A 23,903-nucleotide genomic window follows, 5' to 3' on the forward strand; every position below is an offset into this window, starting at 1 on the left:
GCTTGGTCCACAGTGGACCAAGCCCCGCTTTGCCCTGCCGGGACTACTTCATCGTGGCGAGCTGGATCAGGTTGCCGCAGGTGTCGTCGAAGACCGCGGTGACCACGGGGCCCATGTCGACGGGGTCCTGGGTGAATTCGACGCCGAGGCCCTTGAGTCGTTCGACCTCGGCGTACACGTCGTCGACGGCGAACTGGGTGAACGGGATGCCGTCGTCGGCCAACGCTTTCTTGAACGGCTTCGCCGCGGGGTGCCCGTCCGGCTCCAGCAGCAGTTCGACGCCGTCGGGGTTGGCCGGGGAGACCACGGTGAGCCAGCGGGCGTCCCCGGTGGGCACGTCGTGTTTCTTGATGAAGCCCAGTTTTCCGGTGTAGAAGTCGAGGGCCTTGGCCTGGTCGTCGACGAAGACGCTGGTGATGTTGATCCGGATCACGGGTTCGGTTCCTCTCGGTCGATGGGCCACCGCTCGACGATCGACCGCAGCGGGCCCGTGTCGATGTGGTGGAACTTGTAGCGGCCCTGTCGCCGGGTGCGCACCAGGCCCGCTTGTTCGAGCATCGCGAGATGCTGCGAGATGGCCTGCCGTGACGAGGTCAAGCCGTGCTTCATGGTCAGCCTGCCGCAGATCTCGAACAGGGTCTGACCGTCCTTTTCGGTCAGCTCGTCCAGGATGGTGCGTCGCGTCGCGTCGCCGATCGCCTTGAACAGGTTGCCGTCCACGACTCAGTTATAGGCAAGTGGTCACTTGCCTGTCAACTCGGGGTCAGGACCCGAGGTAGCGCAGGATGGCCAGGACGCGACGGCTGTATCCGGCGGTGTGGGCCAGTTCCAGCTTGTCGAAGAGGGCGTTCACGTGCTTCTCGACAGCGCTCAGCGAGATGAACAACGACTCGGCGATCCCGGGGTTCGTGTGGCCTTGCGCCATTTTCTCCAGCACTTCACGTTCGCGGACGGTCAGCTTCGCGAGCGGATCGGTGTGCGTGGTCCGCGCGAGCAACCGCCGCACCACCTCCGGATCGAACGCCGCACCGCCCGCGGCCACCCGGTCGAGCGCGTCCAGGAATTCGCCCACCTGGGCGACCCTGTCCTTCAGGAGATAGCCGACGCGTTCGCCGTCGCCGGTGATCAGCTCGGCGGCGTAGCGCTTCTCGACGTACTGCGAGAGCACCAGCACCCCGATCTCCGGCCAGCGTTTCCGGATCTCGAGCGCCGCGCGAAGCCCCTCGTCGGTGTGGGTCGGCGGCATCCGGACGTCCGTGACGATCACGTCCGGCCGGTAGGCGGCCGTCGTCGAGAGGAGCGCTTCACCGTCGCCGACCGACGCCACGACCTCGTGTCCCTCTTCGACCAGCAGCCGGACCAGCCCTTCGCGCAGGAGGGTCGAGTCCTCCGCGAGGATCACTCGCACGGCAGCACCGCGGTCACCACGGTCGGGCCGCCGAGCGGACTGTCCACTGTGAACCGTCCGTCCGCCGCCGCGACGCGCATCGCGAGGCCGGAAAGCCCGCCGCCCGACTCACGTGCCCCGCCCGCGCCGTCATCGGTGATCCGTACCCGCACCCTGTCCCCGTCCCGCTCCACGTCGATGTCGATCCGCGTCGCCGCGGCGTGTTTGATCGTATTGGTGACCGCCTCCGAAGCGACGAAGTAGACGACGGTCTCGATCGCCGCCGGTGGCCGTTCCGGCAGGTCGACCCGTAGGTGGACCGGGATGCCCGAGCGTTCCGCGAGCGCCTCCAACGCGGGATGCAGCCCGTCCGCGTCCAGCGCGATCGGATACACCCGCCAGGAGACCTCACGCAGATCCACGAGTGCCCGCTGTGATTCCTCGTGCGCTTGCCGGAGCAGTTCCGAAGCGCGCTCCGGGTCGGTCGCGCGACGGGCCCGGCCGAGCAGCATCCCGAGCGCGACGAGCCGCTGCTGTACGCCGTCGTGCAGGTCACGTTCGATCCGGCGGCGCTCACCGTTGACCGCCTCGACCACTTCCGCCCGGCTGGTCGTGAGTTCGGAGAGCCGCCGGCGCAACTGTTCGCTTTTGCTGGGACCGAAAAAGCGCTTCGCCAGCCTGGCGTCCAGCGTCGCGGCTCCGATCAGCCCTTGCAAGGAAAGGAAAACAAGCAATCCGCCGAAGAGGACGGTGGTGACCGGGTCGTACCAGTCGGCCGGTGCTCCTCCGCCGGGCGACTGACCCTCGAAGAGCTGAGCGGCGATGATCACCGCGGATCCGGCGCCCAGCAGGATCAGGATGAAGATCGCGGCGCAGAGCAGCCCGATGACGGACCGGGGGACGAGATAGGCCATCGCACGGCGATCGGTGTAGTTCGTGGCGTTCTCTTCGCCGAAGTATTTCTCCAGTCGTCGCCGTTCCACTTCGGACAGTACGCGCGCACCGGCGAAGACCGGCTGCCGCAGCGCGGGAACCGCGAGCGCGAGCGTGCCGAAGAGCACGTAGAAGGCCTCCGCGGCAGCGGTCATGGCGCCGATCGCCAGGCCGAGTGTGCCGCGGAGTGCTTTGCGCAGATAGCGGCGCATCGCTGCCGGAATAGGCATAACGCCAGGTTAGCGGGGTAGCCGGAGATCGGTACTGCGGTTTACCGCAGTGATTTGTGCCGCTTCACCACAGTGTGCGGAACCCGGGCGATTCGTACGTTCGTTGACATCCGCAGACGACCACGAAAGGCCGCCATGAACCTCCTCCTCGCCCAATCCGCCAGTGAACCGATGGGAGGACTCGCCGGCTGGGCGGTGTCACTGATGGACGCGCTGGGTGGTCCGGGCGCCGCGATCATCGTCGGCCTGGACAACCTGTTCCCGCCGATCCCCAGCGAACTGGTGCTCCCACTCGCCGGGTTCTCCGCCAGCCAGGGCACGTTCACACTGGTGGAGGCGGTGGTGTGGACGACGTTCGGCTCGGTGGCGGGCGCGATCATCGTGTACTACCTCGGCCTGCTGCTGGGCCGCGACCGCACACGCCGCTGGATGGCGAAGATCCCGCTGGTCAAGACGTCCGACTTCGACAAGACCGAAGCCTGGTTCCGGAAACACGGCTCCAAGGCGGTGTTCTTCGGCAGGATGGTGCCGATCTTCCGCAGCCTCATCTCCCTGCCCGCCGGGATCGAACGCATGCCGTTCTGGCGGTTCCTAGTCCTGACCACGCTGGGCAGCTTGATCTGGAACACGGGCTTCGTCCTGGCCGGCTACGGTCTGGGGGAGAGCTGGCATCTGGTGGAGGAATACGCCGGGTTCTTCCAGTACTTCGTGATCGCCGCCGTCGCGGTCGCCCTGATCCTCTTCGTGGTGAGCCGTGTCCGCGAGAAGTCCCGTATCGACGCCTGAGCCGTGCGGGGCGCCTGGATCGGGCGCCCCGCACGCCGGTATCAGGCCCGGAAGGGGCCGGTCACCTCGTAGGTGATCCCGCCCGAGGACGAACCGGAGGTGCCACGCTGGGAAGAGAAGTACAGCCGGTTGCCCGCCGGGGTGAAGGCGGGGCCGCAGATCTCCGACGAGCTCTGGCCGTTGATCCGCAGGAAGGGAGCCACGATGTCGTTCGGCGTGATGATGCAGATCTCCATGTTGCCGCCGTCTTCGGCGACGTACAGGTCACCCGACGAGGTCCCGGTGACGTTGTCGACGCCGGTCAGCGGGGCCGAGCCGGGGCTTACCAGCGAGTCGTCGTAGGCCAGCTCGTAGGTGTTGTTGGTCAGGTTCAGCTGCCAGACGCGGTTGTCACCCTTGGTGGTGAACCACGCGGTGTCGTTGGCGTAGTGCAGTCCTTCGCCGCCGTTGAACCGCTTCGCGCCGGAGACCTGGTTGCGGGTGGCGGTGGGGGAGCCGTCGGGGTCGGGAACGTTCGCCCAGGTGAAGCTGCCCGAGGTCGCCGTGCCCGCCTTGAGCACCTGCAACGTCCCGGCGGAGAGGTTGCCCCAGGTGGTCGGGACGAAGCGGTAGAAGCAGCCGTCCGAGGTGTCTTCGGTCAGGTAGACGACCTTGCGCACCGGGTCGGCCGCCGCGGCCTCGTGCTTGAACTTCCCCATCGCGGGCCGCTGGACGGCGGCCGTGGCCGGGCCGTTCGGCTGGCATTCGTAGACGAACCCGAGGTCGATCTCTTCACAGGAAAGCCAGGTGTTCCACGGAGTCTTGCCGCCCGCACAGTTCTGGCGGGTGTTCGCCAGGATGCGATGGGCGCCGGTGATGTTTCCGCTAGCGTCGAATTTGACCGCGCTCGCGCCGCCGCCGGGGGTGATCTCCGAATTCGACACGTAGATCCAGCCGCTGCCGTCGGCGAACACCGCGCCGCCGTCCGGGGCGCTGTGCCAGGTGTAACCGGTGCTCGCGACCTGCTGGCCGGACCTCGCGATGACACGGCTGGTGAATCCCGCCGGCAGCTGGATCCCGTTCGCGTCGGCCGCCTGGAGCGCGCCGTAGGGGCTGGGTCCGTTCTGGGCGGGCGCGGCGAGAGCCGCTCCCGAGAGCCTGTTTCCGAACGCCGTGACACCGGCGCCGACCACGGCCGCGCGCAGGAAATTCCGTCGCTTCACTCGTGCCTCCGAGACATCCGCTGATGTGGTGGTGCGGGATGGAGCGGGTCGGAGAGTACGGGCGGAACGGGACATCCAGGTGAATTCGCGGCGTATTCACCGCGAGGAGGGAACTTTCGTAGGGAACCTTCGTGCAGCACTATTTCTTTCGCTTTGCGAAGGCCCGGCGCTTCGGCCCCGCCGCGCTGTGCGGCGATTTCCAGCGCGACGAGTATCCGGTCGAGTGGTGCGCAACCCCCATTGCGGTGGTGGCGACGTCCGATCAGGTGACGCCAGTCGGCGAGATATTCGTCGACCCCGAGCTCGCCGGGGACCGTCCGGAGCAGTGCGCGCAACAGGATTCGCATCTGGTTTTCGTTGCCGGGCAAGGTGTTCCGGGCCAAGAGGTCGGCCAAGGTGCTGCGGGACCAGCCGGTCGCGGCGGCCAGCGCGCGGATGCTGAGGCCGCTTCGGTCGCGGAGTTCGCGCAGTCGCGCCATGAACTCCGCTTCCGTGTTCATCGGGATGCCTTGGCGGGCGCGGGTTGGCGGAGAACGGCGCCGAACAGGGCGATGGCGATCCCCGCGGCGATCGTGGCGCTGGTGCCGGCGAAGGTCAGCGCCGCGGTGAATCCGGTGAGAATGCTGAGACAGACGATCTGACCGGCCGAAACGCACCTGCGCCTCGGCCGCAACGGGGAAAGAATTCCTTGACTCATGACCTTGCCCTCTCAAGGATCACGCACCCCGGCTGGGTGGCACGCAATCTACGTTATCAAAACGTGATAGGGAGTTTAAGGCGAGTCAATGTCCGGGTTCGTCCGGATCCGGGAAGCCGAAAGCCCCGGACCCACGATGGGATCCGGGGCTTCGGCCTCGCGCCGTTACGCCGCTTGGGCGACCGGAGCCGTCGCCGGGGCCAGCGCGATGTCCAGCACGTCGCGGACGTTCGCCACGGCGTGGACGTCCAGCTGTGCCAGCACTTCGGCCGGGACGTCGTCCAGATCGGGCTCGTTGCGCTGCGGGATGATCACCGTCTTCATCCCGGCCCGGTGCGCGGCCAGCAGCTTCTGCTTGACCCCGCCGATCGGCAGCACACGCCCGGTCAGCGACACCTCACCGGTCATCGCGACGTCCGACTTCACGACCCGGCCCGAAAGCAGGGACGCCAGCGCGGTCGTCATCGTGATGCCGGCGCTCGGCCCGTCCTTCGGCACCGCGCCCGCGGGGACGTGCACGTGGATGCCGCGGTCCTTCAGATCGCCGACCGGGAGTTCCAGCTCCGCGCCGTGCGAACGCAGGTACGACAACGCGATCTGCACCGACTCCTTCATCACTTCGCCCAGCTGGCCGGTTAGCTGAAGCCCGGTGGAGCCGGACTCCGGATCCGCCAGCGACGCCTCGATGTAGAGGACGTCACCGCCGGCGCCGGTCACCGCCAGCCCGGTGGCCACGCCCGGGGTCGACGTGCGCTGGGTCGACGCGGGCAGCGAAGACTCCGGCAGGTGCCGGGGACGGCCGAGGTAGGTCTCCAGCCCGTCGGCGTCGATCGTCAGCGGCAGCGCGACCTCGTCCAGCGCGACCTTGGTGGCCACCTTCCGCAGCACCTTCGCGATGGTCCGGTTCGCGTTGCGCACCCCGGCCTCTCGCGTGTATTCGGCGGCGATGCGGCTGAAGGCGCCGTCGGTCAGCGTGACGTCGTCCTTGCCGAGACCGGCGCGCTCCAGCTCACGGGGAAGCAGGTGGTCGCGGGCGATGGTGACCTTCTCGTGCTCGGTGTAGCCGTCGAGGGTGACCAGCTCCATCCGGTCCAGCAGCGGGCCGGGGATGGTTTCGAGCGCGTTCGCCGTCGCGAGGAACACGACGTCGGACAGGTCCAGCTCGACTTCGAGGTAGTGGTCGCGGAACGTGTGGTTCTGCTCCGGGTCCAGCACCTCCAGCAGCGCGGCCGTCGGGTCGCCCCGGTAGTCGGCGCCGACCTTGTCGATCTCGTCGAGCAGCACGACCGGGTTCATCGAACCCGCTTCCTTGATGGCGCGGACGATCCGGCCGGGCAGCGCGCCGACGTACGTGCGGCGGTGACCGCGGATCTCCGCCTCGTCACGGATGCCGCCGAGCGCGACGCGGACGAACTTGCGGCCCATCGCCTTCGCCACGGACTCGCCGAGCGACGTCTTGCCGACCCCGGGAGGACCGGCGAGCGCCAGCACCGCGCCCGAACGACGGCCGCCGACCGGGCCGAGACCCGACTCCGCGCGACGCTTGCGCACGGCCAGATACTCGATGATGCGTTCCTTCACGTCTTCGAGGCCGGCGTGGTCCGCGTCGAGGATGTCGCGCGCCGCGGCGATGTCGTGGACGTCGGTGGTGCGCTCGTTCCACGGCAGTTCGAGGACCGTGTCCAGCCACGTGCGGATCCAGCCGCCCTCGGGGGACTGGTCGGAGGTGCGCTCCAGTTTGTCCACTTCGGACAGTGCGGCCTTCTTGACCGCGTCCGGCAGCTCGGCGGCCTCGACGCGGGCGCGGTAGTCGTCGTCGTTGGCCGTGCCGTCGAGCTCGCCCAGCTCCTTACGGATCGCTTCGAGCTGGCGGCGCAGCAGGAACTCCTTCTGCTGCTTCTCCATGCCCTCCTGGACGTCCTTGCGGATGGTGTCGGTGACCTCGAGCTCGGCCAGCTGCTCGCGGCTCCATTCGAGGGCCTTCTCCAGCCGGGCCGAAACGTCGAGCGCGGTGAGCAGTTCGAGTTTCTGCTCGGTGCTCAGGTACGACGAGTTGCCCGCGAGGTCGGCGAGCGCGGACGGGTCCTCGACCTCCTGGACGGCGTCGATCATCTGCCAGCCGCCACGCTGCTGGAGGATCGCGAGGACGACGCTCTTGTACTCGGACGCGAGCCTCGCGGAGTTGTCGTCGGTGGTCTCGGTCGCGACCTCGGCGTGGACCCAGCGGGCGGCGCCGGGGCCGTCGGCGATGCGGCCGACGACGGCGCGCCGGGTGCCGCGCAACAGCACCGCGGTCTTGCCGCCGGGCACGCGCCCGATGCGCTCGACGGTCGCGATGGTGCCGAGCTCGGCGTATTCGCCGTGGACGCGGGGGACGATCAGCACCTCGGCCTTGGTGGCGGCGCTGGACCGGATCCCCGGGAAGGAAGCCTGGGCAGGCGTGTTGGCCTGGGCGGACTCCACCGCGGCGCGCGTCTCCGGGTCGGCGAGGTCGAGCGGGACGATCATGCCCGGCAGCACGACGTCGTCATCGAGCGGGAGGACGGGCAGGAGGCGGTTGTCGGTCATCTGTGCACTCCTCGGTTAGTTGAGTCTGCCTAGCTCAACTCTCCGATCGACCCGTTTGTTTCCTCTGCGCGTTCGCCGTCAGCGATCACCCATTCCTCCGACCTCTGCCGGGAACGCGTCGCCTTTAGCCCGCTAAACGCGACGCGAACCGGCGAAAGGTCGGATGTCAGGGGTGGACGGCGACACCGCACCAAGCGAACGGCCGGGCGCCTTCCTCGTCCCGCCGCAGCTCCCGCACGGGCCGCCAGTCGGGCAGGTGGACGACGCCGGGCTCCAGCAACGGCCAGTCCCCGAAGAGCGGCTCGATCTCTTCGCGGTCCCGCATCCACACCGGATTGCTCGTCTTCCGGTACTGCTCGACCATCCAGTGCAGCCCGTCGGCGTCCACGCCGGTCTGGCCGCCGAAGCTCATGTGCGACAGCCCCAGCCAGCTGCCCGGCGCGAGCGCGTTCCGGTACGTCGCGACCAGCGCGGGCGGATCGTCGTGCGGGCCGGCGAAATGCAGGACGGCCATCATCATCAGGCACACCGGCCGGTCGAAATCGATCAGCCGCAGCGTCTCCGGATGCCGCAGGACATCCTTCGGCCGCCGCATGTCGGCCTGGACGATCCCCGCCCAGTCGGTCGCCTCGTGGCGTTCGAGGATCAGCTCCGCGTGCGCCACCGCCACCGGCTCGTAGTCGACGTACACGACCTTCGCCGTATCGCCCGGCTCCAGTTCCTCCTGCACGATCTCGTGCACGTTCCCGGCTGTCGGGACACCGGAACCCAGATCGATGAACTGCCGGATCCCCGCGTCGAGCGCCGCGCGCACGACGCGGTTCATGAACTCGCGGTTGTGCCGCGCGCCCGGTTTGACCCAGCGCCACTGCTTTTCCAGCGCGCGGGCGAACTCGCGGTCTACCGCCCAGTTGTGGGTCCCCCCGAGGAACCAGTCGTAGATCCTCGCCGCGGACGGCTTTTCGGTGTCGACCCCGGTAGGCGCCACCGGGGCCGTGTCATCGTCCCTCGTCACGTAAACGAGCCTATCCGGATCATGGGACCGCCGGTCGCCGCTGCCAGTACGTCCAGAGCGGCCGGTAGCCCTGCGCGTACCAGAACGGCGTCGAGCGCGGGTTGGCCAGCGCGTGGTGCAGCAGCACGGCGTCGGTGCCGCATTCGTCGAAGACCTGGTGCGCGTGCGCGGCGAGCGCCGTCCCCACGCCGCTCGACCGCGCCTGTTCCGCTACCGCCAACGAAGACAGGTAGCCGACCTTCTCGGCCGCGACCCGGCCGCGGATCCACGCCGTGTCGCCGGGGAACTGCACTCGCACCATGCCCAGCGGACGGCCGTACAGCTCGGCGATCCACAACGTCGGATTTTCCCGGCCCAACTGTTTCGACAGGTCCGCCGTGATCGTTTCCTCCGCGCCCTCGCGCAAAGTGACAGAACCGAACTGCGCGTCATAACGCTGCAATTCCAGTTCGAGTCCGACGGCGGTTTCGAGATCATCCGCTTCGGCGGGCCGGATGTGCACGCCGGGAGTGGCGGGCGGCCCGGTCACGGCGAGCCGGTCGGCCGGGCGGACCGCGATCACCAGCACCGGCGCGAAGCCGCGGCGCAGCAATTCGGCCGAGCCGGGGGAGTCCCGGCTGGGCCGCACCACGGTCGCCGACGTCTCGACATCCCCAGGTGGGGCCACTGTCTTCAGATGTTCATCCCATCGGGTGAGTAATGCGTCGAGGGCCGCTTCCGGGCGGGGACCGGTCAGGCGGGCTTCGAGGCGATGTTCGACGAGGGCCCGCCACGGAGAGTCAACAGAATCAGGACCCGCCTCGGTCCGTACCGACAATCCGGCGGCGGCCGAGTCGCCTGCCGTCGCGGAGAGTGACACGGAGCCCTCGACAGGCTCCAGTGCAGGCATTTCGGGGAGCAGGGCGTCCACGGTGGCGAGCCGCTCGGCATGCCCGGCGGCGATGGCGTGGCTATTCATAGGGCTATTCAAGCCCCTACTGACGGGTCCGCCGGGAACTTCACGAGATTGGCCGGAGCGTGGCGCCAGGTGACTTCCGGTAGTCGGAAGGAACGCGAATAACGCTCCCATTTCACCCCTTGGTCCACGCAGGTCAGCGCGACGCGCCCATTGTTAACCCTGGGGTGATCTCATACTGTCTCGAATGGGACTTGGGTACGCCCTCCGGGGTACTGTATTGCCCTCGTCCCCGAGGTCGCGGTAGGACAAGACCGGTTGGGCAGCCGGGAAGGAAGGTCGGATGCCGGACACGAACGGCAGGCCCGGGAGCGCCGCACAGGCGGCTGCGGGCAAGGGAGGCGCCGTTACGGAGGCTCGTACCGACGAGCGACGGTTCCGCGTCTACACCTTCGCGGTACTCACCATGGGCATCGCCGCCGCGGCCGCGGTCAGCCTCTGGCTGGACTTCGAGGCCTCGGACGATCTGCTGTGGATCGGGCCGATCCTCGCCCTCGCGTTCCTGCTCGCCGAACAGCTCGGCATCAACGTCGACGTCCGCAGCGGCATCTCGTGGACGATCTCGTTCACCGAGATCCCGCTGGTCATCGGATTCTTCGTCGCTCCCTTCGAAGTCGTGCTCGCCGCGCATCTCGCGGCGGGGATCGGAACACTGCTGGCCCGCAAGGTCGCCGGCCGCGTGCTCTACAACGCCGGCGCGTTCCTGCTGGAGATCACCGGCGCGTTCGCCGTGGCAGGACTGGTGAAACAGGCCTCCGGCGCCCACGACATGACCTGGATCGCCGCGCTGGCCGGGACTTTGACCGCGCCGCTGGTCAGCACGCTGCTCGCGCTCGCCGCCGTCCGCGTGTTGCGCCGCCGCATGCGGGTCAGCACCGCGATCCGCCTGACCGGCCGCATCCTCGTCGTCGGCTTCGTCAACGCTTCGGTCGGCCTTTCCGGATATTTGGTCATTTCCGGGACACCGAAGGCCTGGCCGCTCGTGCTCGCCGTCTTCCTCGGCCTCACCGCGCTGTACTGGGCGTACTCCGACCTGCTGCGCGAGCAGCGCGACATGGAAGCGCTGTCCGACGTCAGCCTGATGGTCGCGCGGTCCGGTCAGCAGGCCGCCGCACGGCCCGCCGGGCGCGCGGACGAACTCGTCGGCGGCGTGGACGTCCGCGAATGGGCGACCATCGCCGAACGCATCAAGGACCAGCTCGCCGCCGGTCGCGTCGTGCTGAGGCTTCGGCTGGAGCCGAAGGACACCATGCGGATGGTCGTCGCGGGCGACGAACTGCCGCCCGTCGACCCGGCCGCCGACGATCCGCTGCTGCGCCTGCCCGGCGCGCACGTCCGCCATTTCCGGATCACCGAAGCCAATCCCGACGTCCGCTCCGCGTTGCTCGACCGCGGCGCGCAGGAGGCGCTGGTCGTCCCGCTGCGCAGCGCGAACCAGCTCCTCGGCGTCGTCGAAGCGCACGACCGGCTGAGCCGCTGGCGTGGGTTCGGCAAATACGACGTCCAGTTGCTCGGCACGATGGCCAGCCACCTTGCGACGTCGCTGGACAACCGGCGCCTGCTCGCGACCCTGCGCCACGACGCGTACCACGACCCGCTGACCGGCCTACTCAACCGGCCGGGCTTCCGCCAGGTCGCCAAGGAACCGTTGCGGGAACAGGTCGACGCGGTCGTGCTCCGCGTCGATCTGGACGTCTTCTCCACCGTCAGCGACGCCCTCGGCTACGTCTGGGCGGACCGGATGGTCATCGCCGCGGGCCGCCGGATCCGCGACGCTCTCGGCCCCGACGTCCCGCTCGCCAGGCTCGAAGGCGCGTCCTTCGCGGCGCTCCTCGTCGGCTGCGCGCCGGAACGCGCCCAGGCCGCCGCGGAGCTGCTTCGCGCGGAACTCGTCGCCCCGTACCCGGTGGACCGGCTCTCCGTCGAAGCCAACGCGATGATCGGCTACGCCACTTCGTCGGCGGAGGACGACGATCAGGTCGACGTCGACGGGCTCCTGCAGCGCGCCGACGTCGCCGTCCGCGCGACCAAGGGCGGCGAAGAGGTCCGCGGCTACATGGCCAGCATGGGCCAGATCTTCATGCGCCGGTTCCAGATGGTCACGCAGTTCCGGCAGTCGCTCGAAGAAGGCCAGCTGAGCGTCCACTACCAGCCGAAGATCACCTTGCCGAACCGGCAGATCCAAGGCGTCGAGGCGCTCGTCCGCTGGGTGCACCCGGAGTTCGGCAGGCTCGGCCCGGACGAGTTCGTCCCGGCGATCGAAGCCGCCGGCCTCATCGGTGTCCTGACGTCGTTCGTGCTCGAAGAGTCGTTGAAGCGCGTGCGCAAGTGGCTCGACGAGGGCCTGCGCATCTCCGCCGCGGTGAACCTGTCCGTGCGGAACCTGGCCGACGAGGACTTCCCGACGAAGGTCGCCCGCGAACTCGACCGCTTCGGCATCCCGCCCGAGCTGCTCACCTTCGAGCTGACCGAGTCCGGTGTGATGTCCGACCCGCAGAAGGCGCTGCCGATCCTGCGGGAGCTGCACTCGCTGGGCATCGTGCTCGCCGTCGACGACTTCGGCACCGGCTACTCGTCGCTGGCGTACCTGCGGCAGCTCCCGGTCGACCAGGTCAAGATCGACAAGAGCTTCGTCCTCGGCATGGGCACCGACCTCGGCGACCTCGCGGTCGTGCGCTCCATCGTCGAGCTGGGCCACTCGCTCGGCCTCACGGTCGTGGCGGAGGGCGTCGAGGAGGACGTCGCGCGGGATCAGCTCGAAGCGATGGGCTGTGACGTCGCGCAGGGCTACCTCATCTCGCGGCCGCTGCCCGAGGATCGCCTCGAGGCGTGGCTCCAGGCTCGGACGGCGCGTTCGCCCGGACGCCACTCCGAGACCGTCCTGACCCTGCTGACCTGAGGTTTCGCGGTAACGTACCCCCCTGTTCCACCCCCTCGCGGGGACTTGCTAATCTTTCCAAGTCCTCGCGAGAGGCAAGGCCCCTTTAGCTCAGTCGGCAGAGCGTTTCCATGGTAAGGAAAAGGTCTACGGTTCGATTCCGTAAAGGGGCTCAGAACCTCAGCCGCGTCACGCAAGCGTGTCGCGGCCAGGTTCATGTAAGGCGGTGTAGCTCAGCTGGCAGAGCAAGCGGCTCATAATCGCTGTGTCGCCGGTTCAAGTCCGGCCACCGCTACGCGGTAATCCTGGGTATCCCAGGCCTAGTAGAGAAGGAAATGCTGTGGCTGCCACTGACGTGCGACCGAAGATCACGCTCGCGTGTGAGGAGTGCAAGCACCGCAACTACATCACCAAGAAGAACCGGCGCAACAACCCGGATCGCCTGGAGATGAAGAAGTTCTGCCCGAACTGCGGTACGCACCGGACTCACAAAGAGACCCGCTGAGCGTCTAGCGGTTCTACCTGTCTTACCCGAAGCCGCCCTGGTCACCAGGGCGGCTTCGGGTATTTTTCGGGTTCGGTAGCCTGCTCGGGTGGCCTTGGACCAGTCGTTCACCGGGCGGGTGTACCCGCCGACCAGTACCTATGAAGTGAGTCGCGAGAAGATCCGGGAGTTCGCCGACGCGCTCGGCGACGCGAACCCGCTCTACCGCGACCCCGAAGCGGCGAATGCGGCCGGCTACCCCGACGTCATCGCGCCGCCGACGTTCCTGACGATCATCAATCTCGCCTCGATCAACGCGATCGTGTCGGACCCCGAGCTGGGGCTCGACTACTCGCGGATGGTCCACGGCGATCAGCGGTTCACCTACACGCGGCCGGTGCACGCGGGTGACGTCCTGTCGCTCACCACGCATATCGACAACATCATGGCCCGCGCCGGGAACGACTTCATCAACCTGCGCGCCGAGATCTCCGGCGCCGACGGCGGCCTGATCGCCACCACGAACGCCCAGCTCGTGGTCCGAGGGGAGGACGCGTGAGCACGTTCACCGTCGGGGAAGAACTGACGCCGCTGACCATCGACGTCACCCGTGACCAGCTGGTGCGCTACGCGGGCGCGTCGCTGGACTTCAACCCCATCCACTGGAACGAGGCCTTCGCCAAGGAGGTCGGCCTTCCCGACGTCATCGCGCACGGGATGCTGACCATGGCGCTCGGGGCGCGGCTCGTCACCGACTGGCTCGGCGACCCCGGCCGCCTCGTCGACTACTTCGCGCGCTTCACGCGTCCCGTGGTCGTGCCGAACGAGGGCGCGGCGACGATCGAGTTCACCGGGAAGGTCGCCGTGGTCAATGACGACGGCACCGCCCGCGTCGACATCACCGCCAAGTTCGAGGGCAAGGCCGTCCTGGGCAAGGCGCAGGCGGTCGTCCGCAACTGACGTCCGGGGGAGCAAGGGACCTTTGCTACCACTCGCTTAGCGTGCCTAAGTAAGTGGTAGCAAAGGTCCCTTGCTCTACGCGAGCTTGAGCAGCTTCTCGAGGACCTCCGCCATTCCTTGCGCACCCCGTGCGTTCGGGTGCAGGGGCGCCGCGGGCACCGACGGAGTGGGGCCTTCGACCCAGCGCCGGTTCGCGGCACTGCACATGTCCCGCCCCTTGCTCGCGGTCGACATGTCGGCGAAGCCCGCTTCGTGCGCCTTCGCCGTGTCCTGCAATGCCGTGTTCAGTCGTTTCAGCGAGTCGCGGAAGTAGGCCACGTCCCCCGCGCCGACCGGCAGGACGGGCCAGCAGCCGGCGTCGTCGTCCGGAAGCACTGTCGGGTACCCCACGACCACGACGCGCGCCGAAGCGGCCTTCGCGCGGATCTGGTCCAGGATTCCGCCGAGCCGGTCCGCCGCGGCGGTGATCCGTTCGGCGAGCTGGTCGCGTCCGCCCGCGGTCAGCTGGGTCTTACAGGGCGAAGCGGTCTGCACCTGCGTCGCGCACTGGCTCGCGAAGCCGGCGAAGCCCACGTCGTTGCCGCCGATACCGACGGTCACCAGCGTCGTGTCGCCGTCGACGGCGTCGAGCTGGGGAGCGTTCGTGCCGTCACGGGTCTTCTGCTCGCCGGTGAGGTGCTCGGTCGTGGCGCCGCCGCAGCTGACGTCGACGAACTCGGCCGGACGCAGCTTGGCGGCGAGCAGGCTCGGGTAGTTGTTGTCCGAGCGATCGCAGCCCGCCGGCGCGCCCACGGGCCGCCCGGTGCCCGGCGAGGCCGTGTAGGAGTCACCCAGCGCCACGTACCGGCCCGTGCCGTCCGAAGTGGTGACGCCCGCCGGTGTCACCGCCGTTCCACGCTCCCAAAGGTGGTAAGCGATCCCCAGGACGGACAGCACGATCACCAGGAAGAGGCAGCCGCCGCCCGTTCTTCGCTGCGTCACCCGTTCGTTGTACGCGACCTGGGTCACGTTTGTCATCGGTCCGACCGTCGGTGAACTGGACGTGAACGGGTGATCTCCGGTTGCCTGAGACGTGGATCACGTTCAGGGTGGTGCCCGTACCTGCCCCGAGGAAAGGCGAAGACCGTGAGCCTGAACTTGAACAAGCTGGTGGACAAGGCGTGGGAGGACAAGGGGATCAGCGAGCTGCTGGACGCGCCGCCGTCCGCGCTCGAGGGCCTGACCCAGAAGCACGACGAACTCCTCGCCGAACTCAAGATCAAGACCATCCGGGACCTCGGCAACTGGAAGTACGCCGCGAAGGCCCACGCGCTCGTCCAGCTCGCCGACGGCCAATCCTGATCTTCTGAAGGCCCTTCCCGGTGAGCGGGGAGGGCCTTCAGCCGTTCGGGACCAGGTGGCGCAGTTCGGCGGCGAGATCGAGGGCGTGCGTGACGTCCCGCGCGAGGTAATGCGGGTCGACGAAGGCCTCGGCGATCCCGGTTTCGGCGGCCGCCTCCAGCTGTGCCGCGACGTCCTTGAGGTCCGTTCCCGGTTTCGGGTTGATCCGCAGTACCCGCCGCAGCTCGCCGGGGTCGCGGCCCGCCTTCTCGGCCGCGGCCACCACGGTCTCCCAGAGCTTCGCCAGATACGGCGCGGGAAGTCCCGCCGGAAGCCAGCCGTCCGCGCGACGGCCGACGCGATCCAGCGCCACCGGGGACAACCCGCCCAGCAACACCGGCGGATGCGGGCTCTGCGCCGGTCGCAGCCCCACCTTCGACGCCGGGATCCGCCAGCGTTCGCCTTCGTGCTCGACCGGGTCGCCGGTCCAGAACTTCCGGAGGACGTCGAGAAGCTCCTCCAGTTGCCCGCCGCGTCCCTTCCAGGGCGTGCCTGTCGCCGTGTACTCGTCGCGAAGCCAGCCGATCCCCAGCCCGACGTCCAGACGGCCACCGCTCACCTGATCCAGTGAAGTGAGCATCCTGGCGAGCACCACGGCCGGATACACCGTCCCGGTGAGCGTGCTGGTGCCCAGCCGGACCTTGTTCGTGACGCTCGCGGCGACGGTCAGCAGGATCAGCGGATCGGCGAAGGTGACGAACTCGGGCGGATACGGCCGTTCCGGTGTGCCGCCGGGGTAGAAATCCGACGGAGAGACCGGCGCCAGCACCCGATCCCCGACCCACAGGGACTCGTACCCGAGCTCCTCGGCCGCCGCGGCGAAACCGGTGACGGCGTCCATCGACGCGAGGGGACCGTACTGCGGAAGAGCGATTCCCAAGCGCACCACGGTCACCGTGCTTCCGCGAGCAGACGGCCCATCCTGGTGATCCCTTCGGCGAGATCGTTTTCGTCCAGCGCATAGGAAATCCGGAAATACCCCGGCGTCCCGAACGCCTCGCCGGGCACCACGGCGACCTCGGCCTCACGCAGGATCAGATCCGCCAGCGCCACCGTGTCCGCCGGACGTTCACCACGGATCTCCTTGCCCAGCAAGGCTTTCACCGACGGATAGACGTAAAAAGCGCCGAGTGGCACCGGAGTCTCGACTCCGGGGATCTCGGAAAGCAGGGACAGCGCCTTCTTTCGCCGAGCGTCGAAAGCTTCGCGCATCGCGAAAACGGCGTCGAGCGGTCCGCTCACCGCGGCCAGCGCCGCGCGTTGTGCGACGTTCGAAACGTTGCCGCACAAGTGGGACTGATACGCCGTCGCCGCCTTGACGACGTCCTGCGGACCGAGCAGCCAGCCCACCCGCCAGCCGGTCATCGAGTACGTCTTCGCGACCCCGTTGAGGACGATCGTCCGGTCGGCGAGCTCCGGGACCAAGACCGGCATCGAGGGCGCTTCGGCGCCGTCGTACACCAGGTGCTCGTAGATCTCGTCGGTGATCACCCAGAGGTTGTTTTCGTGCGCCCAGCGCCCGATCGCCTCGACCTGCTCGCGTGGGTACACCGCGCCGGTCGGGTTCGACGGCGACACGAACAGCAACACCTTCGTGCGCGGCGTCCTGGCGGCTTCGAGCTGCTCGACGGTGACCAGGTAGCCCGTCGTCTCGTCCGCCGTGACCTGCACCGGGACGCCGCCTGCCAGGGCGATCGACTCCGGGTACGTCGTCCAGTACGGCGCCGGCAGCAACACCTCGTCGCCGGGGTCGAGCAGCGTCGCGAACGCCGAGTAGACCGCCTGCTTGCCGCCGTTGGTCACCAGGACGCGGCCGGGATCGACCTCGAACCCGGAGTCGCGGGCGGTCTTCGCCGCGATCGCCTCGCGCAGCTCCGGCAGCCCGCCCGCGGCGGTGTAGCCGTGATTGACCTTGTCGCGGACCGCCGCTTCGGCGGCTTCGAGCACGTTGGCCGGGGTGGGGAAGTCCGGCTGCCCCGCGCCGAACCCGATCACGGGACGGCCCTGCGCCTTGAGCTCCCGGGCCTTCGCGTCGACGGCCAGCGTGGCCGACGGCGTGATGCCGCCGATCCGGGCCGAGACGCGTGCGGCGGGCGAAGACGAGGGTGCGGGAGCGCTCATGGCGACATCGTGGCACGATCATGGGGTCGGCCGTGGGGGAGTTTCCCCGCGGAAGGCTGCTCCGCGCCGCTTTGAGGGGCGCGGTTGCGAAGCTGTTCGGGGGTTGCCGTAGACTTCTGGTCTCGGAACGCACTACGGTCATCCCCGCCACGGCGGTGGGGACGATGGAATGCGTCCTCGGGAGCTCCAGAGCATCGGGGCTCCAAAGGGGTGTAGCTCAATTGGCAGAGCAGCGGTCTCCAAAACCGCAGGTTGCAGGTTCAAGTCCTGTCACCCCTGCGTAAGCGAACTGGTGAAGGCGGAGGAGTGGTCGTGAGCGACAGCGACGCCAGCGGTGAGAAGGCGCAGGACGGCGCCGGGCAGAAGCCCGACGAGCAGTCCCGCCCGGTGACCGCCGCTGCCCGGCGTGAGCGCCGTGCGTCCGCGCGCCCGTCCGGTAAGGCCGACGCCAAGTCGGACGACAAGACCCGCCCCGCCGGCAAGGCGAAGGCAGGGGACAAGACCGAGAAGTCCAAGGACGCCAAAGGCACGGCGACCCCGAAGCGCGACCGCAAGCCGAAGCAGGCGTCGATCTTCGCCCGGCTCATGCGCTTCATCCGTGAGGTCTGGGCCGAGCTGCGCAAGGTCATCTGGCCGAACCGCAAGCAGATGGTCACCTACACCGCGGTGGTGCTGGTCTTCGTGGTGTTCATGGTGGCGCTGGTGAGCGGCCTCGACCTGGCCTTCAAAGAGGTCGTCGGTGCCGTCTTCGGCAGCTGAGGCAGCCGTTCGCGGTGCTTGAGGGCATCGCACGGTGGCCTGCGCCACGGCAACCGATCAACTGAGAGGACGGAACGTGACCTCCGAGAACGGCACAGCAGCCGGTCATGAGCTGACCGAGCTTTCCGACGAGCAGGTGCACGCGGCACTCGGCGACGAGCAGTCCGAGCACCTGGACTCCGTCGAGGTGCCCGCCGCAGGCGACGAGGTCGACGAAGCCGGAGATGTCGCGGAGGCCGACGAGGCGTCCGTCGAGACCGACGACACCGAGGACGACGACACCGCCGCCGAGCCCGAGGCCGACGAGGACGTCGACCCGGTCGCCAAACTGCGCGCGGAACTCAACGCCGCTCCCGGTGAGTGGTACGTCGTGCACTCGTACGCGGGTTACGAGAACAAGGTGAAGACCAACCTCGAGACCCGGACCCAGACGCTGGACGTCGAGGACTACATCTTCCAGATCGAGGTCCCGACCGAAGAGGTCACCGAGATCAAGAACGGCCAGCGCAAGCAGGTGCAGCGCAAGGTGCTGCCCGGCTACATCCTGGTCCGCATGGACCTGAACGACGCCTCGTGGAGCGCGGTGCGCAACACGCCGGGTGTCACCGGGTTCGTCGGCGCCACGTCGCGTCCGTCGCCGCTGACCGTGGACGAGGTGCTCAAGTTCCTCGCGCCCAAGGTCGAGACGGCCGCCCCCGCCAAGCCCGGCAAGGGCGAGGCCGCCGCCACCGAGTCGCCGCTGGGTGCCCCCGCGGTCGAGGTGGACTTCGAGGTCGGCGAGTCGGTCACCGTCATGGACGGCCCGTTCGCGACGCTGCCCGCGACGATCTCCGAGGTCAACGTGGACGGACAGAAGCTGAAGGTCCTGGTGTCGATCTTCGGCCGGGAGACCCCGGTCGAGCTGTCGTTCAACCAGGTCTCCAAGATCTGACGGCCGCCAGACGGCCGGCAGTCCCCGCGTACTGGCAGGTGTGCGGGGGACTCAAGTCAGTAAGAAGGAACAAACGAAATGCCACCCAAGAAGAAGAAGCTTGCGGCGATCATCAAGCTGCAGATCAAGGCGGGTGCGGCCAACCCCGCGCCGCCGGTCGGCCCCGCGCTGGGTCAGCACGGCGTCAACATCATGGAGTTCTGCAAGGCCTACAACGCCGCGACCGAGTCGCAGCGCGGGGACGTCGTCCCGGTCGAGATCTCCGTGTACGAAGACCGCACGTTCGACTTCAAGCTCAAGACGCCGCCGGCCGCGAAGCTGCTGCTGAAGGCCGCGGGCGTGGAGAAGGGTTCCGGCGAGCCGCACAAGACCAAGGTCGCCAAGGTCACCTGGGACCAGGTCCGCGACATCGCGAAGACCAAGGAATCCGACCTGAACGCGCACGACATCGACCAGGCCGCGAAGATCATCGCCGGCACCGCCCGCTCGATGGGCATCACGGTCGTCGACTGAGTTCCACCCCGCACCACCGTGGGAGAGCCAAGTGCTGGCTCCAACACCACACTGATCCGTTGAAGAGTTAAGGACAGAAGCAATGCCCAAGCACAGCAAGGCCTACCGTCAGGCTCTTGAGCTGGTGGACCGCGAGCGGCTCTACGCCCCGCTCGAGGCCGCGAAGCTGGCCAAGGAGACCTCTTCCAAGAAGATGGACGCCACCGTTGAGGTCGCCATGCGCCTCGGTGTCGACCCTCGGAAGGCCGACCAGATGGTCCGCGGCACCGTGAACCTGCCGCACGGCACCGGTAAGACCGCCCGCGTCATTGTTTTCGCCGTTGGTGACAAGGCCGCCGAGGCCGAGGCCGCCGGCGCGGACGTGGTCGGCACCGACGAACTGATCGAGCGCATCCAGGGTGGCTGGCTCGAGTTCGACGCCGCGATCGCGACGCCGGACCAGATGGCGAAGGTCGGCCGTATCGCCCGCATCCTCGGCCCGCGTGGCCTGATGCCGAACCCGAAGACCGGCACCGTGACCCCCGCGGTCGCGAAGGCCGTCTCGGACATCAAGGGCGGTAAGATCAACTTCCGCGTGGACAAGCAGGCCAACCTGCACTTCGTCATCGGCAAGGCCTCGTTCGACACCGAGAAGCTGGTGGAGAACTACGCGGCCGCGCTGGACGAGATCCTGCGTGCCAAGCCGTCGTCGGCGAAGGGGCGCTACCTGAAGAAGGTCACGATCTCCACGACGATGGGCCCGGGTGTCCCGGTCGACCCGGCCCGCACCCGCAACCTCCTCACCGAGGACGCGTGAGTCTGAGTTAGACATCACTGAGAAGGGGGCGGTCCCGCTACGGCGGGGCCGCCCCTTTTTCGTGTTTGCTGGAGGGCATGCCTACCTTCGCGTCGTTCGACGGGCTTCAGCTGAGCTACACCGTCTGGGAAGGCGGCGGGCGTCCGGTACTGCTGCAGCACGGTTTCGCCGCGGACACGAACGCCAACTGGATCGCTCCCGGCGTCGTCGACACCCTCCAGGACGCGGGGCTGACCGTGATCAGCCTGGACGCGCGCGGCCACGGGCGGTCGGCGAAACCGCACGACGAGGCGAGCTACGGCGACGACGCGATGGTGCGCGACGTGTCGGCGCTGCTGGACACGCTGGACCTCGACGAGGTGTCGATGGTCGGCTACTCGATGGGCGCGATGATCGCGCTCGGCGCGGTGGCCGCCGACCCGCGGATCCGGTGCCTCGCGATCGGCGGGGTCGGGTCGGGGATCGTCGACTTCGGCGGCGTCGACACCCGCGTCGTCACGCCTGAGGCGATCAGCGAGGCGCTGCTCACTTCGGATCCTTCGACGCTTCCGCCGTCTTCGGCGCCTTTCCGGGCGCTGGCCGACGCGTTGCGGGCGGACCGGATCGCGCTGGCGGCCGTCGCCCGCGGCACGGCCAATCCGAAACTGGACCTGACGGCGATCGCCGTGCCGACCCTGATCCTCGCCGGGGACACCGACCCGCTGGCCGCGGAACCCGAACGCTTGGCCGCCGCCATCGCCGGCGCCCGCCTCGTCCGCGTCCCCGGTGATCACATGGCCGCCGTCATGCACCCCGCCTTTGGCTCCGCCCTTACCGGCTTCCTGACCGCGCACGACCTCTGACGCGACCTGCGTTTCGCGGGCTAAACGCGATCTGGCGTGCGCACTTGCGTTTCGCGGGCTAATCGCGATCTGGCGTGCGGACCTGCGTTTCGCGGGCTAAACGCGATCCGCGGCCGACCTGCGTTTAGCCCCCTAATCGCGATCCGGGGGTGAAGACGTGCAGGTCAGTTGCCGGTGGGCGGGGCGGGACAGGGCTCGGGAGAGTTCGCGTGCCCGGTGATCAGCCACTGACCCATCTCGACTTCCTGCAGGGTGAAGCTGCCCAGCACAGGGCCACCGCGGATGTTGTACCAGCACGAGTGGATCGTCAGGTTCTGCCGCGGGACCACACTCGACATCGGGCGAACCGCGTAGATGTACGGCGTGATGTCGGTGACCTTGGCGTTCAGCGCCGGGACGGCGGTCGCGCAGTCCGGATAGCCGAGGTCGCGGGCGAACTGGGCCTGCGCCTGTTCGCTCATCGACAGGCAGACCTTTTCGACGCGGGTGGCGGGCGGGTACGGCTTGCCGATCGTGTCGTAGATGGCCCGCACGGCCTCCCACGGGTTGGTCGACAGCACCTGGTTGGTGCGGTGCTTGCCGCCGCCGCCCTGGACGAACGTCGCCGTGTCCTCCCCGGCGTCGCTGGGGAAGATCTGCCGGTAGGTGATGGTCGCGCCGATGCAGATCAGCAAGATCACGATGATCCAGGCGAGGAGCTTCCCGCCCAGCCGCCGCAGCCAACGCGGCATGCGCGGGCGAGGGGCATGCACGAGCTCGCCGGGCGGCGGTCCCGGAGGCGCCGGCGGCTGTCCTCCGTAGTACTGGGTCGCGGGCTGCGTGGTCTGTGACGGTACGAGGCCTTGCTGCTGCGCCTCGGTGAACTTCAGATATTCCTGGAACTGCTGAAACTGCTGGAACTGGCGCAGTTGCTCCTCATCCAGCCGGGGCGCGGGCTGACCTCCCGCCTTGGGCTCGATGTCCGTGCCGGGCTCGCTGCCCGGCTTTCCGTCATCACGCTGCTCCGCCACGCCACCATGATGCCTCGCGAGGCCTCCCGCGCACTCCGCCGGTCGCGTTTAGCCCGCTAAACGCGATCTGACAGGGGGTCCGTGCGGAGGGCCAAACAGGGTCACGTACTCTTGTCAAGGTTCTACCGAAGACCGCTGGTCTTCTCCTGGTCATACGGCCTGGAGAACGAAGGCCCCGCTAGGGCGGGCGACCCGCGCAGGAGGAACGAGGCTCGCCCACGACGCACGTCGTCGTGTGCCCTGACGCCCCGCGCCTGTCTGCGCTGGGGCGTTTCGTCGTTTCAGGGCTCTCAAGGCCAGTGGACCACTAGCCAAGAGAGGAGGCGACCATGGCGAAGCCCGACAAGGAGGCGGCCGTCGCCGAGATCGCGGAGAGCTTCCGCAGCAGCTCGGCCACAGTCGTTACCCAGTACACCGGCCTCTCCGTGTCCCAGCTGTCCCAGCTGCGCCGCGCTCTCGGCACCAATGCCAAGTACCGGGTCGCGAAGAACACCCTCGTCAAGCGTGCCGCCACGGACGCCGGCATCGAGGGTCTCGAGGACCTGTTCGTCGGCCCGACCGCGATCGCCTTCGTCGAAGGTGAGCCGGTTGACGCCGCGAAGGCGCTTCGCGATTTCGCGAAGGACAACAACGCGCTTGTGATCAAGGGCGGCTACATGGACGGCAAGTCGCTGTCCGTGGACGAGATCTCCAAGATCGCCGATCTCGACAGCCGTGAGGTCCTGCTCGCCAAGGCGGCGGGCGCGTTCAAGGCGAAGCTGTCCCAGGCCGCCGCGCTGTTCCAGGCGCCGGCGTCCCAGGTCGCTCGCCTGGCTGCCGCGCTGGAGGAGAAGCAGCGCAACGCCGGTACCGAAGCAGCCGAAGCACCCGCCGAGAGCTGAACACCCCCACCCCCGAACTTTTAGTTCGTTTCAGAGAGGAAAGCCACCATGGCGAAGCTGAGCACCGCCGAGCTGATCGACGCCTTCAAGGAGCTCACCCTTCTTGAGCTGTCCGAGTTCGTGAAGGAATTCGAGGAGACCTTCGACGTCACCGCCGCCGCCCCGGCCGCCGTCGTCGCCGCGGCCCCGGCCGCCGGTGGCGCTGCCGCCGACGCTGGCGCCGAGCAGGACGAGTTCGACGTCGTCCTCGAGTCCGCCGGTGACAAGAAGATCCAGGTCATCAAGGTCGTCCGTGAGGTCGTCTCGGGTCTGGGCCTGAAGGAGGCCAAGGAGCTGGTCGAGGCCGCTCCCAAGGCCCTCCTGGAGAAGGTCGACAAGGAGGCCGCCGAGGCCGCCAAGGAGAAGCTCGAGGCCGCGGGCGCCAAGATCGCCATCAAGTGATCTCGGGCGCGTCAGCGCCTACCGCAGCACCGTCGAAGGGGCGGGCATCCACACGGGTGCCCGCCCCTTCGCTGTCTCCAGCCCCCGTCCCGACCTGCGTTTAGCCCCCTAATCGCGACGCGTAGCAAGGCTAA

The 23,903-nt window shown here is 68.3% G+C and carries 27 protein-coding genes and 3 tRNA genes; 16 read left to right on the forward strand and 14 right to left on the reverse strand.

The window, feature by feature from the left end; all coding sequences use genetic code 11:
- Positions 1–43: 43 nt before the first annotated feature.
- From AORI_RS43990 to AORI_RS44005, 4 genes are read right to left on the reverse strand one after another with little or no spacing between them, the layout of a single operon-like run.
- Positions 44–433: a VOC family protein gene (locus AORI_RS43990; protein WP_016331039.1), complete on the reverse strand. Its 390-nt coding sequence runs from the start codon at positions 431–433 to the stop codon at positions 44–46.
- Positions 430–720, reverse strand: coding sequence for an ArsR/SmtB family transcription factor (locus tag AORI_RS43995; RefSeq protein WP_016331040.1), 291 nt, complete (start codon positions 718–720; stop codon positions 430–432). Before AORI_RS43995 ends, AORI_RS43990 begins: the two co-directional genes overlap by 4 nt.
- Positions 721–763: 43 nt before the next feature.
- On the reverse strand, positions 764–1,408 hold the full coding sequence (locus tag AORI_RS44000) for a response regulator (protein WP_043847878.1): 645 nt from the start codon (positions 1,406–1,408) through the stop codon (positions 764–766).
- Positions 1,399–2,532 carry a sensor histidine kinase gene (locus AORI_RS44005; RefSeq protein WP_016331042.1) on the reverse strand — a complete coding sequence of 378 codons (1,134 nt, stop codon included), beginning with the start codon at positions 2,530–2,532 and terminating at the stop codon, positions 1,399–1,401. The genes AORI_RS44000 and AORI_RS44005 overlap by 10 nt, the downstream gene beginning before the upstream one ends.
- A gap of 153 nt (positions 2,533–2,685) precedes the next feature.
- Here AORI_RS44005 and AORI_RS44010 point away from each other — a divergent pair, with 153 nt between their 5' ends.
- Positions 2,686–3,336 carry a DedA family protein gene (locus AORI_RS44010; RefSeq protein ID WP_016331043.1) on the forward strand — a complete coding sequence of 217 codons (651 nt, stop codon included), beginning with the start codon at positions 2,686–2,688 and terminating at the stop codon, positions 3,334–3,336.
- 41 nt (positions 3,337–3,377) lie between these two features.
- On the opposite strand, the gene AORI_RS44015 is transcribed toward AORI_RS44010, so the two are convergent.
- The 6 genes from AORI_RS44015 to AORI_RS44035 form a co-directional block, all read right to left on the reverse strand.
- Positions 3,378–4,538 carry an alkaline phosphatase PhoX gene (locus tag AORI_RS44015; protein WP_016331044.1) on the reverse strand — a complete coding sequence of 387 codons (1,161 nt, stop codon included), beginning with the start codon at positions 4,536–4,538 and terminating at the stop codon, positions 3,378–3,380.
- Positions 4,535–5,038, reverse strand: a complete 504-nt coding sequence (locus AORI_RS84735) for a helix-turn-helix domain-containing protein (RefSeq protein ID WP_081809628.1) — start codon at positions 5,036–5,038, stop codon at positions 4,535–4,537. Before AORI_RS84735 ends, AORI_RS44015 begins: the two co-directional genes overlap by 4 nt.
- Positions 5,035–5,235, reverse strand: a complete 201-nt coding sequence (locus AORI_RS84740) for a hypothetical protein (protein ID WP_081809629.1) — start codon at positions 5,233–5,235, stop codon at positions 5,035–5,037. Before AORI_RS84740 ends, AORI_RS84735 begins: the two co-directional genes overlap by 4 nt.
- 165 nt (positions 5,236–5,400) lie before the next feature.
- Positions 5,401–7,803, reverse strand: a complete 2,403-nt coding sequence (gene lon, locus AORI_RS44025; RefSeq protein WP_016331046.1) for an endopeptidase La — start codon at positions 7,801–7,803, stop codon at positions 5,401–5,403.
- Positions 7,804–7,969: 166 nt separating this feature from the next.
- Entirely contained in the window at positions 7,970–8,818 is an 849-nt protein-coding gene (locus AORI_RS44030; protein WP_043847879.1) for an SAM-dependent methyltransferase, read from the reverse strand.
- A gap of 19 nt (positions 8,819–8,837) precedes the next feature.
- On the reverse strand, positions 8,838–9,776 hold the full coding sequence (locus tag AORI_RS44035) for a GNAT family N-acetyltransferase (protein WP_043847880.1): 939 nt from the start codon (positions 9,774–9,776) through the stop codon (positions 8,838–8,840).
- 280 nt (positions 9,777–10,056) lie between these two features.
- Between AORI_RS44035 and AORI_RS44040 the strand changes: the two genes are divergently transcribed.
- The 6 genes from AORI_RS44040 to AORI_RS44065 all read left to right on the forward strand — a co-directional run bounded on the left by AORI_RS44040 (position 10,057) and on the right by AORI_RS44065 (position 14,095).
- Positions 10,057–12,672, forward strand: a complete 2,616-nt coding sequence (locus tag AORI_RS44040; protein ID WP_016331049.1) for a putative bifunctional diguanylate cyclase/phosphodiesterase — start codon at positions 10,057–10,059, stop codon at positions 12,670–12,672.
- Positions 12,673–12,751: 79 nt separating this feature from the next.
- Positions 12,752–12,824, forward strand: a tRNA-Thr gene (locus AORI_RS44045).
- A gap of 49 nt (positions 12,825–12,873) precedes the next feature.
- Positions 12,874–12,946: transfer RNA gene (locus AORI_RS44050), tRNA-Met, on the forward strand.
- Between the two features lie 45 nt (positions 12,947–12,991).
- Positions 12,992–13,156 (forward strand): 50S ribosomal protein L33, encoded by a 165-nt coding sequence (rpmG, locus tag AORI_RS44055; protein WP_005152047.1) that lies wholly within the window; start codon positions 12,992–12,994, stop codon positions 13,154–13,156.
- 88 nt (positions 13,157–13,244) lie between these two features.
- Entirely contained in the window at positions 13,245–13,694 is a 450-nt protein-coding gene (locus tag AORI_RS44060; RefSeq protein ID WP_016331050.1) for a MaoC family dehydratase N-terminal domain-containing protein, read from the forward strand.
- Positions 13,691–14,095, forward strand: coding sequence for a MaoC family dehydratase (locus AORI_RS44065; RefSeq protein ID WP_016331051.1), 405 nt, complete (start codon positions 13,691–13,693; stop codon positions 14,093–14,095). Before AORI_RS44060 ends, AORI_RS44065 begins: the two co-directional genes overlap by 4 nt.
- 75 nt (positions 14,096–14,170) lie before the next feature.
- Here AORI_RS44065 and AORI_RS44070 read toward each other — a convergent pair whose 3' ends face one another.
- On the reverse strand, positions 14,171–15,103 hold the full coding sequence (locus AORI_RS44070) for an SGNH/GDSL hydrolase family protein (RefSeq protein ID WP_016331052.1): 933 nt from the start codon (positions 15,101–15,103) through the stop codon (positions 14,171–14,173).
- Positions 15,104–15,220: 117 nt separating this feature from the next.
- Here AORI_RS44070 and AORI_RS44075 point away from each other — a divergent pair, with 117 nt between their 5' ends.
- Entirely contained in the window at positions 15,221–15,436 is a 216-nt protein-coding gene (locus tag AORI_RS44075) for a hypothetical protein (protein WP_016331053.1), read from the forward strand.
- Positions 15,437–15,473: 37 nt separating this feature from the next.
- On the opposite strand, the gene AORI_RS44080 is transcribed toward AORI_RS44075, so the two are convergent.
- Both AORI_RS44080 and AORI_RS44085 read right to left on the reverse strand, forming a co-directional pair.
- Complete coding sequence (locus AORI_RS44080) at positions 15,474–16,370, reverse strand: TIGR03619 family F420-dependent LLM class oxidoreductase (protein WP_016331054.1); 897 nt, start codon at positions 16,368–16,370, stop codon at positions 15,474–15,476.
- A complete protein-coding gene (locus AORI_RS44085) occupies positions 16,367–17,596 on the reverse strand; it encodes a pyridoxal phosphate-dependent aminotransferase (protein ID WP_016331055.1) in 1,230 nt (409 codons plus the stop codon). The genes AORI_RS44080 and AORI_RS44085 overlap by 4 nt, the downstream gene beginning before the upstream one ends.
- A gap of 206 nt (positions 17,597–17,802) precedes the next feature.
- Here AORI_RS44085 and AORI_RS44090 point away from each other — a divergent pair.
- From AORI_RS44090 to AORI_RS44115, 6 genes are all read left to right on the forward strand, one after another.
- Positions 17,803–17,875 (forward strand) — tRNA-Trp (locus AORI_RS44090).
- A gap of 27 nt (positions 17,876–17,902) precedes the next feature.
- Positions 17,903–18,355, forward strand: a complete 453-nt coding sequence (secE, locus tag AORI_RS44095) for a preprotein translocase subunit SecE (protein WP_007031001.1) — start codon at positions 17,903–17,905, stop codon at positions 18,353–18,355.
- 76 nt (positions 18,356–18,431) lie between these two features.
- Positions 18,432–19,286: a transcription termination/antitermination protein NusG gene (gene nusG / locus AORI_RS44100; RefSeq protein WP_016331056.1), complete on the forward strand. Its 855-nt coding sequence runs from the start codon at positions 18,432–18,434 to the stop codon at positions 19,284–19,286.
- Between the two features lie 78 nt (positions 19,287–19,364).
- The gene (gene rplK, locus AORI_RS44105; protein ID WP_005152062.1) at positions 19,365–19,799 is read left to right on the forward strand and encodes a 50S ribosomal protein L11; all 435 of its coding nucleotides are present in this window, start codon (positions 19,365–19,367) and stop codon (positions 19,797–19,799) included.
- Positions 19,800–19,881: 82 nt separating this feature from the next.
- Positions 19,882–20,595 (forward strand): 50S ribosomal protein L1, encoded by a 714-nt coding sequence (rplA, locus tag AORI_RS44110; protein ID WP_016331057.1) that lies wholly within the window; start codon positions 19,882–19,884, stop codon positions 20,593–20,595.
- Positions 20,596–20,672: 77 nt separating this feature from the next.
- Positions 20,673–21,437 carry an alpha/beta fold hydrolase gene (locus tag AORI_RS44115; protein WP_016331058.1) on the forward strand — a complete coding sequence of 255 codons (765 nt, stop codon included), beginning with the start codon at positions 20,673–20,675 and terminating at the stop codon, positions 21,435–21,437.
- Positions 21,438–21,601: 164 nt separating this feature from the next.
- Here the strand turns inward: AORI_RS44115 and AORI_RS44120 are convergent, their stop codons facing one another.
- A complete protein-coding gene (locus AORI_RS44120) occupies positions 21,602–22,447 on the reverse strand; it encodes a hypothetical protein (RefSeq protein WP_016331059.1) in 846 nt (281 codons plus the stop codon).
- Between the two features lie 329 nt (positions 22,448–22,776).
- On the opposite strand from AORI_RS44120, the gene rplJ reads away from it, so the two are divergent.
- Positions 22,777–23,328 carry a 50S ribosomal protein L10 gene (gene rplJ / locus AORI_RS44125; RefSeq protein ID WP_016331060.1) on the forward strand — a complete coding sequence of 184 codons (552 nt, stop codon included), beginning with the start codon at positions 22,777–22,779 and terminating at the stop codon, positions 23,326–23,328.
- A 48-nt stretch (positions 23,329–23,376) separates the two neighbouring features.
- Positions 23,377–23,769, forward strand: a complete 393-nt coding sequence (gene rplL, locus AORI_RS44130) for a 50S ribosomal protein L7/L12 (RefSeq protein ID WP_016331061.1) — start codon at positions 23,377–23,379, stop codon at positions 23,767–23,769.
- The last annotated feature ends 134 nt before the right edge of the window (positions 23,770–23,903 follow it).

Source organism: Amycolatopsis keratiniphila (genome assembly GCF_000400635.2).
Classification (GTDB): domain Bacteria; phylum Actinomycetota; class Actinomycetes; order Mycobacteriales; family Pseudonocardiaceae; genus Amycolatopsis; species Amycolatopsis keratiniphila.